Source organism: Staphylococcus sp. FSL H8-0121 (assembly GCF_038008425.1).
GTDB lineage: Bacteria > Bacillota > Bacilli > Staphylococcales > Staphylococcaceae > Staphylococcus > Staphylococcus pasteuri.
The window spans coordinates 454354-470330 of record NZ_JBBOZB010000002.1 but is presented as its reverse complement, the minus strand read 5'-3'; the positions used below and the strand labels follow the sequence as shown (position 1 = coordinate 470330).

The 15977-nt window shown below is 32.3% G+C and carries 16 protein-coding genes; 9 read left to right on the top strand and 7 right to left on the bottom strand.

The features are described from left to right. Window positions 1–147: 147 nt before the first annotated feature. The gene (locus LFT63_RS07760) at window positions 148–1302 is read left to right on the top strand and encodes an aminotransferase class I/II-fold pyridoxal phosphate-dependent enzyme (RefSeq protein ID WP_232159615.1); all 1155 of its coding nucleotides are present in this window, start codon (window positions 148–150) and stop codon (window positions 1300–1302) included. An 18-nt stretch (window positions 1303–1320) separates the two neighbouring features. Continuing rightward, complete coding sequence (locus LFT63_RS07755; protein ID WP_340768587.1) at window positions 1321–2319, top strand: D-lactate dehydrogenase; 999 nt, start codon at window positions 1321–1323, stop codon at window positions 2317–2319. Between the two features lie 99 nt (window positions 2320–2418). Here LFT63_RS07755 and copZ read toward each other — a convergent pair whose 3' ends face one another. From copZ to LFT63_RS07740, 3 genes are all read right to left on the bottom strand, one after another. Beyond that, window positions 2419–2625, bottom strand: a complete 207-nt coding sequence (gene copZ / locus LFT63_RS07750; RefSeq protein ID WP_029055984.1) for a copper chaperone CopZ — start codon at window positions 2623–2625, stop codon at window positions 2419–2421. A gap of 92 nt (window positions 2626–2717) precedes the next feature. Beyond that, on the bottom strand, window positions 2718–5102 hold the full coding sequence (locus LFT63_RS07745; RefSeq protein WP_340768585.1) for a heavy metal translocating P-type ATPase: 2385 nt from the start codon (window positions 5100–5102) through the stop codon (window positions 2718–2720). Between the two features lie 215 nt (window positions 5103–5317). Continuing rightward, window positions 5318–5524: a hypothetical protein gene (locus LFT63_RS07740; protein WP_029055986.1), complete on the bottom strand. Its 207-nt coding sequence runs from the start codon at window positions 5522–5524 to the stop codon at window positions 5318–5320. A 192-nt stretch (window positions 5525–5716) separates the two neighbouring features. Here LFT63_RS07740 and LFT63_RS07735 point away from each other — a divergent pair, with 192 nt between their 5' ends. From LFT63_RS07735 to LFT63_RS07720, 4 genes are all read left to right on the top strand, one after another. Continuing rightward, the gene (locus LFT63_RS07735) at window positions 5717–6586 is read left to right on the top strand and encodes an SDR family oxidoreductase (protein ID WP_017636582.1); all 870 of its coding nucleotides are present in this window, start codon (window positions 5717–5719) and stop codon (window positions 6584–6586) included. A 42-nt stretch (window positions 6587–6628) separates the two neighbouring features. Further along, window positions 6629–7192 carry a sugar O-acetyltransferase gene (locus LFT63_RS07730; protein WP_340768583.1) on the top strand — a complete coding sequence of 188 codons (564 nt, stop codon included), beginning with the start codon at window positions 6629–6631 and terminating at the stop codon, window positions 7190–7192. Between the two features lie 335 nt (window positions 7193–7527). Continuing rightward, the gene (pruA, locus tag LFT63_RS07725; RefSeq protein WP_340768581.1) at window positions 7528–9072 is read left to right on the top strand and encodes an L-glutamate gamma-semialdehyde dehydrogenase; all 1545 of its coding nucleotides are present in this window, start codon (window positions 7528–7530) and stop codon (window positions 9070–9072) included. A 211-nt stretch (window positions 9073–9283) separates the two neighbouring features. Next, entirely contained in the window at window positions 9284–9748 is a 465-nt protein-coding gene (locus LFT63_RS07720; RefSeq protein ID WP_017636579.1) for a hypothetical protein, read from the top strand. A 57-nt stretch (window positions 9749–9805) separates the two neighbouring features. Here LFT63_RS07720 and LFT63_RS07715 read toward each other — a convergent pair whose 3' ends face one another. Next, window positions 9806–10138, bottom strand: a complete 333-nt coding sequence (locus LFT63_RS07715; protein ID WP_029055989.1) for a YrhK family protein — start codon at window positions 10136–10138, stop codon at window positions 9806–9808. 89 nt (window positions 10139–10227) lie between these two features. Between LFT63_RS07715 and LFT63_RS07710 the strand changes: the two genes are divergently transcribed. Continuing rightward, window positions 10228–10749, top strand: coding sequence for a methylated-DNA--[protein]-cysteine S-methyltransferase (locus LFT63_RS07710; protein WP_017636577.1), 522 nt, complete (start codon window positions 10228–10230; stop codon window positions 10747–10749). Between the two features lie 112 nt (window positions 10750–10861). Here the strand turns inward: LFT63_RS07710 and LFT63_RS07705 are convergent, their stop codons facing one another. Next, complete coding sequence (locus LFT63_RS07705; protein WP_340768577.1) at window positions 10862–12028, bottom strand: hydroxymethylglutaryl-CoA synthase; 1167 nt, start codon at window positions 12026–12028, stop codon at window positions 10862–10864. Window positions 12029–12276: 248 nt separating this feature from the next. On the opposite strand from LFT63_RS07705, the gene LFT63_RS07700 reads away from it, so the two are divergent. Continuing rightward, window positions 12277–13632, top strand: a complete 1356-nt coding sequence (locus LFT63_RS07700) for a hydroxymethylglutaryl-CoA reductase, degradative (RefSeq protein ID WP_340768576.1) — start codon at window positions 12277–12279, stop codon at window positions 13630–13632. Window positions 13633–13689: 57 nt separating this feature from the next. Here the strand turns inward: LFT63_RS07700 and LFT63_RS07695 are convergent, their stop codons facing one another. Together LFT63_RS07695 and LFT63_RS07690 are read right to left on the bottom strand one after the other, a co-directional pair. Then, entirely contained in the window at window positions 13690–14127 is a 438-nt protein-coding gene (locus LFT63_RS07695; protein WP_340768574.1) for a CHAP domain-containing protein, read from the bottom strand. 452 nt (window positions 14128–14579) lie between these two features. Further along, complete coding sequence (locus tag LFT63_RS07690) at window positions 14580–14795, bottom strand: sterile alpha motif-like domain-containing protein (protein WP_002450133.1); 216 nt, start codon at window positions 14793–14795, stop codon at window positions 14580–14582. A gap of 236 nt (window positions 14796–15031) precedes the next feature. On the opposite strand from LFT63_RS07690, the gene cidR reads away from it, so the two are divergent. Continuing rightward, on the top strand, window positions 15032–15910 hold the full coding sequence (cidR, locus tag LFT63_RS07685) for a cidABC operon transcriptional activator CidR (protein ID WP_029055993.1): 879 nt from the start codon (window positions 15032–15034) through the stop codon (window positions 15908–15910). Window positions 15911–15977 lie beyond the last annotated feature (67 nt).

The window sequence follows — 15977 nt, the reverse complement described above, 5'->3', positions numbered from 1 at the left end:
GTGTAATAACTCTGTTAGCTTTTTTTGATTAAATCATCTAAAAATTTAGAATATTGACAATATTTTAACGGTTGATAAAATGAATGTACTAATAGATGATTATAAAAATAGTTGAATAATGTATAAAGGGGGCGTTTTAAGTTGAAAATGTCGAATCGATTAGCGGCTATCCCTGAGAGTTATTTTGGAAAAACGATGGGACGTAAAATTGAACATGGACCATTACCATTAATCAACATGGCTGTTGGTATTCCAGATGGAGAAACACCACAAGGTATTATTAACCACTTTGCTGAAGCATTAAAAATACCTGAAAATCAAAAATATGGTGCCTTTCACGGTAAAGATACTTTTAAACAAGCTATTGTAGATTTTTATCTAAGACACTACGGGGTCGAATTAGATAAAGATGAAGAAGTATGTATACTATATGGTACAAAAAATGGGTTAGTTGCATTACCAACATGTCTAGCAAATCCAGGTGACAACGTCTTATTACCAGATCCAGGATATACGGATTATTTGGCAGGTGTGATGCTAGCTGACGCTAACCCAGTTCCATTAAATTTAGAACCGCCGTATTATTTACCAAATTGGGATGCAGTGGATGCGGAAATATTAGAAAAAGCAAAGTTAGTTTATTTAACCTATCCTAATAATCCTACAGGTTCAACTGCTACGAAATCAGTGTTTGATGAAGCAATACAAAAATTTAAACATACTGATACCAAAATCATTCATGATTTTGCATACAGCGCATTTGGTTTTGATGCTAAAAATCCAAGTATTTTATCTTCAGAAAATGGAAAGGATGTAGCAGTAGAAATCTTTTCATTATCTAAAGGATACAATATGTCAGGATTTAGAGTTGGTTTCGCAGTAGGTAATCGTGACATGATTCAAGCTTTGAAAAAATATCAAACACATACAAATGCTGGTATGTTTGGAGCGTTACAAGACGCAGCTACTTATGCATTAAATCATTATGATGACTTTTTAGAAGAACAAAATGCCACATTTAAACGAAGACGAGATATCTTTGAGAGTAAATTAGAGGAAGCGGGAATACCATTTGTTCATTCAACAGGAGGCATTTATTGCTGGTTGAAGACCCCACCTCAATACGATAGTGAAGCGTTTGAACAGATGTTATTAAAAGAACAATCAATTTTAGTCGCACCTGGTATACCATTTGGTGACAATGGAAAGTATTATGTCAGACTTTCATTAGCATTATCTGAAGAACAACTTGAAACAGCAGCAAAACGATTATCAACATTAACCAATTTATATGAAAAATAATGTGTAGGGGATGTTAGTATGACTAAAATAAAAATAATGAGTGTACGTGATGAGGATATTGTCTATATTGAAGATTGGGCTAAGAAGAATAACGTTGAATATGAACTATCACGTCATCCTTTAACAGACGATAATATAGATGAAGTAGAAGGATTTGATGGACTATCACTTTCACAACAAATACCTATCTCTGAAGAAGTATTTGTGAAGTTAAAATCATTTGGTATTAAGCAAATCGCTCAAAGAAGTGCGGGATTCGATACGTATGATTTAGAATTGGCATCAAAATATGACATCATTGTTTCCGATGTACCGTCATATTCACCTAGTTCAATTGCTGAATTTGCAGTGACGCAAGCAATTAATGTAGTAAGAAACTTTAACGCAATCCAAAATAAAATGAACGTTCATGATTTTAGATGGGAACCTTCGATATTATCAAAATCAATAAGTGAATTAAAAGTAGCAGTAATTGGAACAGGTAGAATTGGAAGTATTGTTGCCAAGATTTTTGCACAAGGATATGATTGTGAAGTTGTAGCGTATGATCCGTTTCCAAATGAAGGTAGTGAAGAATATGTAACTTATCAACCTACATTACAAGAAGCAATTGAAGGTGCAGATATAGTGACATTGCACGTACCTGCTACAAAATATAATCATCATTTGTTTGATAAACATACATTTTCTCATTTTAAAAAAGGAGCTGTATTTGTAAACTGTGCTAGAGGCTCATTAGTAGATACCAATGCATTATTATCTAGTATAGATAGTGGACAAATCAAAGGAGCTGCTTTAGATACGTATGAATTTGAACGTGGATTATTCCCTAGTGATCAACGTGAACAACAGTTTAATGATCAATTATTGCAACAATTAATTGATAGAGAAGATATCATTATTACGCCGCATATTGCATTTTATACAGATGCTGCAGTAAAAAATTTAATCGTTGATGCATTAGATGCAACATTAGAAGTACTACAAACTGGAACAACACACTTACGAGTAAATTAAAAATGGGGGGATTGAGACATAAACCCCAAAATAAAAGCACTAAGGTGATTAAAAATAAATCATCTTAGTGCTTTATCTATACTCAATGCTTTATTTGAATTATTTAACGTCGTAGCCTTGATCTTCAATAGCATCTTTCATGTCTGATAATTGTACTTTATCTTCATCATAATCGACACGTACTTGACCTTTGTCTAAATTAACTTCTGCTGCAGAAACACCATTGATTCTTGCTAAAGCAGATTCAACTGCATTTTTGCAATGATCGCAACTCATACCTTCTACATTTATAACTTTTTGTCCCATTTTTTTTTCACCTCTATAATTTAATGACTTAATTTCATTTTATAACTAAGTTGCATGACTTGAAAGTAAATGCATACCAATTAGTGTTGAAATTATTTTATAATACGTTTTAATCTTAGTGCATTTGTGACTACACTGACAGAACTAAGTGCCATAGCAGCCCCTGCAATCCAAGGGGCGAGTAGGCCTAATGCTGCAATAGGGATGCCGGCTATATTATAACCAAATGCCCAAATTAAATTTTGTCGTATGTTACGCATTGTTAATTGGCTAATGTTTAATGTTTTAGGCAGTAAGGATAAATCACCACCTAAAATTGTAATGTCGGCAGCTTCAATAGCAACTTCAGTTCCAGTACCCATCGCTATACCAATATTTGCTGTTACAAGCGCAGGCGCATCGTTAACGCCATCTCCAATCATGGCAACTTGTTTACCTTCCTTTTGTAATTGTGTTATATGTGCAGATTTTTCGTCAGGAAGTACATTTGCTATAACACGATCAATACCCACTTGTTTTGCAATAGCTTGAGCAGTATTATCATTGTCACCTGTTAGCATAACAACATTAATATTCATATCGTGTAATCGACGAATTGATTCAATTGCATTGTCTTTAATAGTATCTGCTACTGCTATCAGACCTTGATAAATGCCGTTAATAGCGATAAGCATGGCAGTTTTACCATTGCTCTCCCAATCTGTCATTTTAGATTCAATATGATTTGAGAGTTCAACATTATTTGATGTCATTAACTGGCGATTACCTACTAGAACTTGTTTTTGACTAACAGATGCTTCTATTCCATGACCAGGCAGTGCATTAAATGTATCTGTATTTATTAAGTTGATATTATTTGTTTGAGCATAATCAACAATTGCTTTTGCAAGAGGGTGTTCAGAAGCATATTCTGCACTTGCAAGTAATTGTAACGTTTCGTTATCACCCTCAAAATCAGTTACAACAGGCTTACCATTTGTAATAGTACCTGTTTTATCTAATACGATAGTATCAATATTTTGTGCTTGTTCAACGTATTGACCACCTTTAAATAAGATGCCTTTTTCAGCAGCACGACCAGTACCTACCATAATAGATGTTGGAGTTGCCAATCCTAATGAACATGGACAAGCGATCACTAGCACTGAAATAGCGGCTACAAGTGCTGGTTCAAATTGTCCGAAATGTACTAACGTAATCCAAATAATAAATGTGAGTAAAGCAATACCTATAACAGTAGGTACAAAATATCCAGAAATTTGATCTGCTAAACGTTGGATAGGTGCTTTAGATCCTTGAGCTTGTTCAACGACTTTAATGATATTAGCTAGTACGGTATCATTACCTACTTGAGTAGCTTGAATAACAATGGCGCCATTTTGATTAATTGTCGCACCAATAACTTTATCGTTGATTTGTTTATCTACAGGTATAGATTCACCTGTAAGCATAGATTCATCTATTGACGTTGTACCTTTTAGAATAATGCCATCAACTGGAATCTTTTCACCTGGTTTAATTAAAATATTATCATTTACTTGAACATCTTTTACAGGTATCATCATTTCTTTATTGTCTTTAATAACACGTGCTTCTTTAGCTTGAAGGCTTAATAGTTCACCTAATGCATTAGTAGTTTGTGTTTTAGCTTTCGTTTCTAAATATTTACCAAATAAAATTAAAGTAATTAACACTGCACTCGTTTCAAAATAAAGATGAGGCATTTGAGTTGTGTGATTGAGCCATTTAAACATTTCATAGATACTATAGAAATAGGCAGCACTCGTGCCTAATGCCACTAATACATCCATATTTGCGGAACCATTTTTAAGATTTTTATAGGCGCCTTTATAGAATTGCCAACCTATAATGAATTGTACCGGTGTGGCTAATATGAATTGGAACCATGGATTCATAAATATTGAAGGTAATGGCATATGAAACAAATGAACTAACATCGTTGCTAGTAATGGTATTGATAATATAGCAGCTATGACTAATTTAGTAAGTTGCTTTTTGAGTCGTTTATCTTTATTAGAATATTGATTTTGTCCTTCTTTTACTTTTGCATCATAGCCTAAATTTTGTATTTTAGAAATGAAATCATCGCTATTAACTACTCCACGATAATATTCAACAGTAGCTTGTTCGGTAGTTAAATTGACGTTGGCATTGATAACACCATCAATTTTATTAAGTACTTTTTCAATACGATTAGAACATGCTGCACATGTCATGCCAGAAATCGTTAATTCTACACTTTCTTTAACGACATCATAGCCTAAATGTTGAATTTCGTTAACGTAATCCTCAGTATGATATTGTCCTTGATGATCATCAATTGTTGCTTGCTCAGTTGTAATGTTAACTTGAGCAGTAACATTATCAAGTTTATTGAGTTTCTTTTCTATTCTATTTGAACACGCAGCACATGTCATTCCTGTGATATCTATAGTTGTTTTTTTGTTATTATCCATGTGAAAGCCTCCGTTTCTTCTCATCATTAATGTACCCCCTATAGGTATATAAGTCAAACACATTGTTTGCCAAAAGAAGAAAGTAAGACTAGATAATAAAAAAATCCCACACAAATATTTTAAGAAACATTTGTGTGGGATTTTATCATCTATATTAACAGCTAATATGCTGGAATTGTAGCTCTTATAAATAGAATGGATTTTTGGTTAACGAGTTAGAAAAAGTCTGAAGGGGAAAATTGTTTAAGATCAATATCTTTAACTTGATTGATGTCATAATTAGAAATATTTTCTAAGATTTGACCATCTTTTGCTTGTTGATAATAACGATCGGCTTCATTAATAACGTCATGAGTTTGGAAAGTTTTGACCACGCCTAAAAGTATAAGAACTGCGATTGCTGATTTTAAAATACGTTTCATGATATTGGCTCCTTTAATGTATTGGTAGAGTCTATTATAAAAAATATGTTGATAAAAAACATGAGGCTATAGTATTGATGTGAACTCGTACTTCAGTATGATTCTTAAAGAATAGCCCTATAAAGGTGTATAGGTAGTTTTATATGTAAGTTTATAGGGAAGGTGAATAAAGATTAGGAAAGGGGCAAAACTATGAACTTATTAGAATTTCATCAACAAATTAAAGGATATACGCAACCACAACAACCAGGTATTGAAGCTGACATGAATCCTAAACCAATTGCTGAATTAGACGAATATAAAGCAGCTGGAAAATTAAAAGGAAAAGTAGCACTTATTACTGGCGGAGATTCTGGTATTGGACGCTCTGTAGCAATTCTATTTGCTAAAGAAGGTGCTAATGTAGCTATCGGATATTATAATGAACATCAAGATGCAGAAGATACCGTTAATCGATTAAAAGAACTAGGTGTCGAGGCTAAAGCATATGCGCATGATTTAAAAGACGAAAAGCAATCACAACAACTTATCAAAGATGTTGTAGAGGATTTCGGAGGACTTAATATATTAGTTAATAATGGTGGCGTACAATTTCCAAGAGACCATTTTGAAGAAATTACGCCAGAACAAGTTAAAGAAACATTCCAAACTAATATTTTCGGCATGATGTTTTTATCACAAGCTGCCGTACCATATTTAAATGATGGAGATACGATTATTAATACAACAAGTGTGACAGCTTATAGAGGTTCAGGACACTTGATTGATTATTCAGCAACAAAAGGCGCCATTGTATCATTTACGCGTTCATTAGCTACAACACTTATGGAGAAAAATATTCGTGTAAATGCAGTTGCACCTGGACCGATTTATACACCTTTAATTCCTTCTACATTTGATGAAGATAAAGTTGAAAATCAAGGCGGTGGCACTCCTATGGGACGTAGAGGTCAACCAGCAGAGCTAGCACCTTCCTATGTATTTTTAGCTACATCTGCTGATAGTTCTTATATTACTGGACAAGTAATTCATGTTAACGGTGGAGACTACATGACAACATAGGAGTTAATATAGAAAAGAGTAATTGTTAGGGTGAAAAGATTAATGACTGAAAAGGAAAAAATGTTAGCTCATCAGTGGTATGATGCTAATTTTGATAATGAATTAATTGAAGATAGAAAGAAAGCTAAAGACTTATGTTTTGAATATAATCATACGAGACCTAGTAATGAAACAAAAAGACATGAGATATTATCGACTTTATTTAATGCAAAACTTGAAAATATAAGTATAGCGATTCCTTTTGATACAGATTATGGTTGGAATATTACCTTTGGAAAAAATGTATTTTTAAATACCAATTGCTATCTAATGGATGGCGGAGGTATCACTTTTGGAGATAATGTATTTGTTGGTCCCAATTGTGGCTTCTATACAGCAACACATCCATTAAAGTTTAAAGACAGAAATAAAGGTTTAGAATTAGCTGAAGAAATTATAGTAGGAAGTAATACATGGTTTGGGGGTAATGTAGCAGTTTTACCCGGGGTTACTATAGGTGAAGGCAGTGTTATAGGTGCGGGTAGTTTAGTGTCTAAAGATATACCGCCAAATAGTTTAGCAGTAGGTAACCCTTGTAAAGTGATACGTCAAATAGACAATGAATAAATAAATGAGATATAGTCCATAAGATCAATTTAGGTTATTCCTGAATATGATTTCTTATGGGCTTGTTTTTTTATAAAAAGTAAAATATAAGTCTTTATAAGTTGAGACTAATTTTCGTTTCTCTAATATTTTAGTTAATTTTTGAAATATTAAGATTTTTAAATGAAAGCGATTGCAAAATTACAATGATACATAGTAGAATGTAAGAAAGGTTGAGATAAAGTTGCATTAGCGTAACAGTAACATGATTAAAATAGCGCACTTATCTAGACCTATATGTAATTAAACAAAGGGTTCAACAACTCATTTTAATATTTCATAGGGGGTACGCAATAATGGTAGTAGATTTTAAAAATGAACCAGGAATTGATTTTTCTGTTCAAGCGAATGTAGATAAATTTAAAGAGACTTTAAAAGCAGTAGAAGGTCAATTAGGTCAAAGTATTCCATTAGTCATTAATGGAGAAAAGATAGATAAAAAAGATCAATTTGAATCTATAAATCCAGCTAATACTTCTCAAACTATTGCTAAAGTTTCAAAAGCAACAAAAGAAGATGTTGAAAAAGCATTTCAATCTGCTAACGAAGCATACCAGACATGGAAAAAATGGTCTCATAAAGATCGTGCTGAATTAATGTTACGTGTTGCTGCAATTATTCGTCGTCGCAAAGAAGAAATTTCTGCTGTTATGGTTTATGAAGCGGGTAAACCATGGGATGAAGCAGTAGGCGATGCGGCTGAGGGTATTGATTTTATTGAATACTATGCACGTTCAATGATGGATTTAGCTGATGGTAAACCTGTTTTAGATAGAGAAGGAGAACATAACAAATATTTCTATAAATCTATAGGAATAGGTGTTACAATTCCACCTTGGAACTTCCCATTTGCGATTATGGCTGGAACAACATTAGCACCAGTTGTAGCAGGTAATACAGTTTTATTAAAACCAGCAGAAGATACGCCGTTAACTGCTTATAAATTAATAGAAATTTTAGAAGAAGCAGGTTTACCAAAAGGTGTAGTTAACTTTGTACCAGGAGATCCTAAAGAAATTGGTGACTACTTAGTAGACCACAAAGATACTCACTTTGTAACATTTACTGGTTCAAGAGCAACAGGTACACGTATTTATGAAAGAAGTGCAGTCGTTCAAGAAGGACAAACATTCTTAAAACGCGTTATCGCTGAGATGGGCGGTAAAGACGCTATCGTTGTCGATGAAAATGTTGATACAGATTTAGCAGCAGAATCAATTGTAACATCAGCATTTGGATTTGCAGGTCAAAAATGTTCTGCATGTTCAAGAGCAATTGTGCATCAAAATGTTTATGATGAGGTATTAGAAAAAGCTGTTAAATTAACTAAAGAATTATCTTTAGGAGACACAACAGGCAATACATTTGTAGGACCAGTAATTAATCAAAAACAATTTGATAAAATCAAAAATTATATCGAAATTGGTAAAGAAGAAGGTAAATTAGAACAAGGTGGAGGCACTGATGATTCTACTGGATATTTCATTGAGCCAACTATTTTCTCTGGCTTGAAATCTTCAGACCGAATTATGCAAGAAGAAATCTTCGGCCCAGTTGTTGGATTTGTTAAAGTAAAAGATTTTGATGAAGCGATTGATGTTGCTAATGATACTGATTATGGTTTAACTGGTGCAGTAATTACTAATAATCGTGAACACTGGATTAAAGCTGTAAATGAATACGATGTAGGTAACTTATACTTAAATCGTGGATGTACAGCAGCAGTTGTTGGATATCATCCATTTGGTGGATTCAAAATGTCAGGTACTGACGCTAAAACAGGTAGCCCAGACTACTTATTAAACTTCTTAGAACAAAAAGTTGTATCTGAAATGTTCTAATACAAAATAAAGTAATAGTCAAAGACGTTGTGTAAGTCTATCTCAGATTTATGCAACGTTTTTTTATGAATTCAAGTGCAAAATTAATTTTATAAATATTAAGAAAAGATTGATGAAATATTAATTTTACAGAAAAATGATTAAAACATTTAAATAGTGATATATACTCAATAAGAACTTTTAAATATAAGGCTATTGGGAGGATTTAATCATGAAGGGTAGTAAGAAACTAAATCAATTATTAGAAGATAATGAAAAGAAATTAAAAAAGCTTTTTAAATACGATAAGAAAGAATCTTTGTCATTTACAAAAGAAGATAGAGAAAAAGTTGAAGATCAATATGGAGTTTATGTCATTTTCGATGGTAAGAAACCTATATTTGTTGGTCAAACAGGTGGTTATGCGACAGGTTATAAACCAATTCAAAAAGATTTAAATACAAAATTAGCTCAATATAATTCTAAATCTGATAGTGGTACAACTAAATTCAGAAAAGAACTTGCTAAAAATAAAAATGCAGATACTTCTGAACTAAAAGAAATGACTGCTGAAAATTATGGTTTAACATTCCAATATATTAAAGTTAAAGGGGAACCCGCTTTTATTAATATTTTAGAAATTCTTGCTTTAGAATATGCTAAAGAAAAGGAAATTAAACTTTATAACTTTGCTTAATTAAACAATGACAGCGTCTTATGAATTTAGGCGCTGTCATTTTACTTTTAAATTACTTTAAGTATGTGAATTATTTTTTTCTTCAATATATCGTTTATGATAATATCTAGATAATTTTATATCATGTATAAATGAAATAACAGGTCTTGCTGTCATTTGAATACTACCAATTACAAATAATATCGTACCCAAAGTCATAGTTGCATCACTAAAAAAGAAAAAGCTTCCTACCAAAAATACTAATCCCAAAATAATATCATTAATTTGATATATTGCTTTATAAAAATTGGTGATTTGATTAGCATGATCTTGTGTAGCTAGATCATATTTTTGATTATTAGTGTTTAAATGTAAGTCGACGCTGTTTTTATTGTTGTGGTGGGTAAACATAGGTAAACCTCCTTTAAATTCATAACATCAAATACCCTTATAATAATTAATAAAACGCATGAGTTACTATAAAGAAAGGAATGAGTCTAATGGAATATAAAACTTATTATGATTCACCAGTCGGGTTATTAGAACTTGTTAGCGATGGCGAATATCTTACACATGTACTCTATCAAAACCAACAATTAGAAGATGGTCGAGTTGAAAAAGATGATATAAAAGTATTTCAATTAACTAAAGAATGGCTTGATGCTTATTTTAAAGGGGATGTTCCAAACTTAAATATTCCTACTAAACCTCAGGGTACTGAGTTTCAACAATTTGTATGGCAAGAACTCGAAAAAATTGAATACGGGGAATTAACAACTTACGGAGATATAGCTCAAAAAGTAGCAACACGAATGAATAAAGACAAAATGTCAGCTCAGGCAGTTGGTGGCGCAGTTGGGAGTAATCCAATATCTATTATTATTCCATGTCATAGAGTTGTCGCTAAAAATGGAAGTCTTACAGGATATGGTGGAACAATCAAAAACAAAGTAAAATTATTAGAAACTGAAAAAGTAGACATGAGTCCTTTATTTGTACCAAAACATAGTACTAAACCATAAAAATACGTAATTTTTGAGCATTGAATATAAAGATAGCACTAAGATGATTTTCTTCCTAATCATCTTAGTGCTATTATTTTGGAATTTGTATTCCAGTATGGTTTATAGTTTATTATTTTGGAACGTGGTATTCACGAATATTGTCATTAATAGCTTCTAAATAGAAGATAGATTGATCATTGTCTACTGCATCTTGTTGTGCGTCAAATTCTAAATTATCAAAGCGATTGAAGAAGTTTTCATATTCTTCTACTGAAACTTCTTGTCGTTTTTCTAGAGCAGATTGATGACCTTTAGTATCTAATTGATTTTGGAAACCATCAACGACAGTAGCACTAAAGAACTCACCAACAGAACCTGAACCATAACTAAATAATCCGATTGTTTGTCCGCTAGAAAGGTCATGATTTTCTAATAATGATATAAGACTTAAATATAAAGAACCTGTGTAAATATTACCTACATAACGGTTATAATAAACGGCATCTTCATAACCTGTTCTTAAACGTTCTTGTGTTGTTTCATCTGCTTCATCGATAATTGATTCTAAAGCTTTTTTACCCATTTTGGTAAATGGAACATGGAAACATAGTGATTCGAAATCAGCTAACGATTTATTTTCACGTTTTGAATATTCATCCCAGCTATGTTGGAATGAACGGATATATGCATCTTTTGATAATGCACCATCAACAAGTGGATATGCATGGCCAGACGGTCTCCAAAAATCATAGACATCTTCAGTATATGCTACAGCATCATCATTTAATTGTAAGAGGCTAGGATTATGAGAAATCATCATTGCTACGGCACCGGCACCTTGAGTAGGCTCACCACCAGATTGTAAACCGTAACGTGCAGTATCACTTGCGATAACTAATACTTTTTCTTCTGGACGATTTGCTAGATAATCTTTAGCTAATTGAATTGCAGGTGTAGCAGCATAACACGCTTCTTTCATTTCAAAACAACGTGCAAAAGGTTGAATGCCTAGTAAATTGTGGACATGAACAGCTGCAGCCTTTGCAGAGTCAATTGCAGATTCAGTCGCTACAATAACCATACCGATTTTCTTTTTATCTTCGTCTGTTATAATATCTTTAGCGGCATTAGCGGCCATAGATACGATATCTTGGTTTACAGGACTTACGGCCATTTTAGTTTGGCCAATTCCAATTAAAAATTTATTTGGGTCAACTTGGCGTGCTTCAGCAAGCTTAGCCATGTCTACATAAAATTTTGGTACATAAAAGTTTATTTTATCTATACCTATGTTCATAAGGGTTACATCCTTTCAGTTTTAAAAGTAGCATTAGTATCATACCAAAATAATTTAATGATATACAATGAATATAACAGATTTTGATATGAATGTATAACAGTTATGTAAGCGTTTTAATAATTGCGTTAAATCGCCTGTTATTAATATATAAATTTAAAAAATAGCAAATGATATTGTTATAAATACAGAGATTTTTAGAATATAAAACAAGTAACTTTTACAAAGAAAACTTTAATTGTTTTATAATGGTAATAAGTTTTGTTTTATTTGAATATATAGAATTAAAAGAGATAATTCATAGTGAAAAAAGGAGAAAAAATATGCAAAATTTGGACAAAGGATTTCGTCATTTATCGAGAGAAGATAAATTAAAACAATTAGAAGAATATGGTTGGTTATCTAGCGAAAATCATGACATTTTGTTAAATCATCCACTAATAGATGAAGATATTGCTAATAGTTTAATTGAAAATGTGATTGGCCAAGGTACATTGCCCGTTGGATTATTACCTGAAATTATCGTTGATGAACAACCTTACGTTGTGCCAATGATGGTGGAAGAACCATCAGTAGTTGCTGCTGCAAGTTATGGTGCAAAGTTAGTAAATCAAACTGGTGGATTTAAAACAGTGTCAAGCCAACGTTTAATGATCGGACAAATTGTATTTGATGGTGTTGAAGATACTGAAGCTTTGGCACAGGTGATTCAAAATAACGAAGAACAAATACACCAAATTGCAGATGAAGCCTATCCATCTATTAAAGCAAGAGGTGGAGGTTATCAAAAGATTGACATAGATACGTTTCCAGAACAGCAACTGTTATCATTGAAAGTATTTGTAGATACAAAAGATGCAATGGGTGCTAACATGTTAAATACAATATTAGAGGCCATTACAGCACATTTAAAAAATGAATTTCCAGATAAAGACGTACTAATGAGCATATTATCTAATCATGCCACTGCATCTGTTGTCAAAGTACAAGGAGAAATAGACGTTAACGATTTAACTAAAGGTGGTAGAGAAGGTGCAGAAGTAGCACAAAGAATGGAACGTGCGTCTGTATTAGCACAAGTAGATATACACAGAGCTGCTACACACAATAAAGGTGTTATGAATGGTATTCATGCAGTTGTTTTAGCAACTGGTAACGATACGCGTGGTGCAGAAGCGAGTGCGCATGCATACGCTAGCCGTGATGGTCAATATCGTGGTATAGCAACGTGGGAGTATGATTCAGATCGCCAACGATTAATAGGAACGATAGAAGTGCCAATGACCTTAGCTATTGTTGGTGGTGGTACAAAAGTATTACCAATTGCTAAAGCTTCACTTGATTTACTAAATGTCAAAACTGCACAAGAGCTAGGTCATGTTGTTGCAGCGGTTGGATTAGCACAAAACTTTTCTGCGTGTCGCGCATTAGTGTCTGAAGGAATTCAACAAGGTCATATGAGCTTACAATATAAATCATTAGCAATTATCGTAGGTGCTAAAGGCGATGAAATTGCACAAGTTGCTGATGCACTTAAACAAGAAGAACAAGCCAATTCAGCAAAAGCAAAAGAGATTTTAGAACAATTACGTCAAAATTCTTAAACTAAAAAAACGACATGCTATGCATTTAAAGTTGCATATGCCATGTCGTTTTTTTATTTAATAGATGTAATTAAAATGACGTGCAGATGATTTTCCTATAATCCTAGTTCCATATTTATATGGGCGATTATAGTTATATTCTGATATTTTTATATTTCCATTGCTATAAATTTTCTCAACAACAGCAACATGACCGTAGTAACCTGCAGTAGATTGCATTACCGCATAACGTCTAGGAGTATGACCAGTAGCATAGCCTGAACGTCTTGCATTTGAATACCAGTTCTTCGCATTGCCCCAACGATTAGATATAGGTTTACCTAATTGTGCGCGTCTTTGATAAGCCCACCAAGTGCATTGACCTTTATTATAATAATTTTTATATGAAGCTGCTTCTGACACATGTGTCTGTTCAGCTGTTTGATAAGTTATAGTCCCTGTTAACAAGATTCCAGTAGCGATTATGATACGAGATAATAATTTTTTAAGTTTCATTTTTTCTCCCAAAAATCGTTTTTTATTTAGTAACCGTATTCATAATAGATGTAAAAAAGGTAGAATACAATATTAGAAATGAATTATACAAGGAACTGTAATGTTACTGAAATATAAATAGGGTATTTGTAATAATATTTTATACTTTAATGTAAGTTTCATGTTTTACTCTTATGAATAGAAAGTATATAAGTACAAATAAAAAAGCCATCAACAAAGCACGAAACTTTGTCGACAGCATTAAAAGTATATAAATAAATTTAACATTTCTAAATAAAAGCATATATTGGCAGTAGATGACTGAATTGAAATGTACTTATTTAAAGTTTTTTCAATTCTAGTCATCTTTGCTGGGGTGGAACTACGAAAAAATTTCTGTCCCGCTCCCCTCGAGATGATAGACTTCCATGTATTCTTATGTTAGATAAATGCTAAATAACAATTAACATAGATCATACATTAGTGAATTGGTTGAAGACTGACAATGCTCTTTTAACAATAGTCATTGATAAGTCTTCAGGACACGGATTAGTTCGAAAATATGACAATATTTCACTTTGGCTCTTCACTTGTCTAGGAAAATTGTTATCTTGATTAATCCAATCAACCAATTCGCCTAATGGTGTGTCATCACCAAGAAAATTTTGCATAAATTCGTAAAAGCTCAATTCCTCACCTCGAATAATCATTTTGAGCCAAAGCATATTATAACACAATTATCTATTAATATTAATGTGAAAAAACCAATATAAAAACCAATATAAAAACCAATATAAAAACCAATATAAAAACCAATATAAAAGCCAATATAAAGCCAATATAAGAGCTGAAATACTTAAACCACGTTAAAACAAAAGCGTTAATGTATAATAATAGGAACAAATTTTTTGAGTAGGTGACATTAGTGGATATTAAACATATGAAATATTTTGTAGAGGTTGTGAAACAAGGTGGTATGACAAATGCTTCTAAGTTTTTATATATTGCTCAACCTACGATTAGTAAAGCTATTAAAGATATTGAAGACGAAATGGCAGTACCATTGTTCGATAGAGGAAAGAGGCAACTTGTTTTAACGGATGCTGGCAAAATCTTTTTCAATAAATGCAAAGAGATTATCGCCTTATATGAAAATTTACCATCAGAAATCAGTAGTTTATATGGTTTAGAAACCGGTCATATTAACATTGGTCTATCAGCAGTGATGAATATGGAGACTATAATAGGTATGATAGGAGACTTTCATCATCAATTCCCTAATGTGACATTTAACTTTGTTGAACACGGTGGAAAATCAATTGAACAACAAATTTTAAATGATGAATTAGATTTAGGAATAACGACACTTCCTGTCGATCATCAATATTTTGAAGCTTTGTCATTTAATAAGGAATCGTTATGTGTCGTATTAAATCAAAATCATCCATTAGCCAAGTATCAAACTATTAAAATTAAAGATTTAGCTAACGAAGACTTTATCTTATTTAATGATGACTTTTACTTAAATGATAAAATTATAGAAATAACTAAAAATGCCGGTTTTATACCCAATATGGTTTCTCAAATATCTCAATGGAATGTGATTGAAAATCTTATCAGTAATAGATTAGGGATAAGTATTTTGCCACTTTCTATTACTCAATTGATGAACAAAAATGTATGTGCCATTAATATTGAAGATGCAAATGTAGAGTGGGAACTAGGACTAGTATGGAAAAAGGATAAACGTCTTAGTTATGCGACTAATAAATGGATAGAATATTTAAGAGATAGATTAACCTAACATAAATTTCCTTAAAATATTCATATGACTTAAATTTTCACATTTATAATAATAGAATTAATCTTAA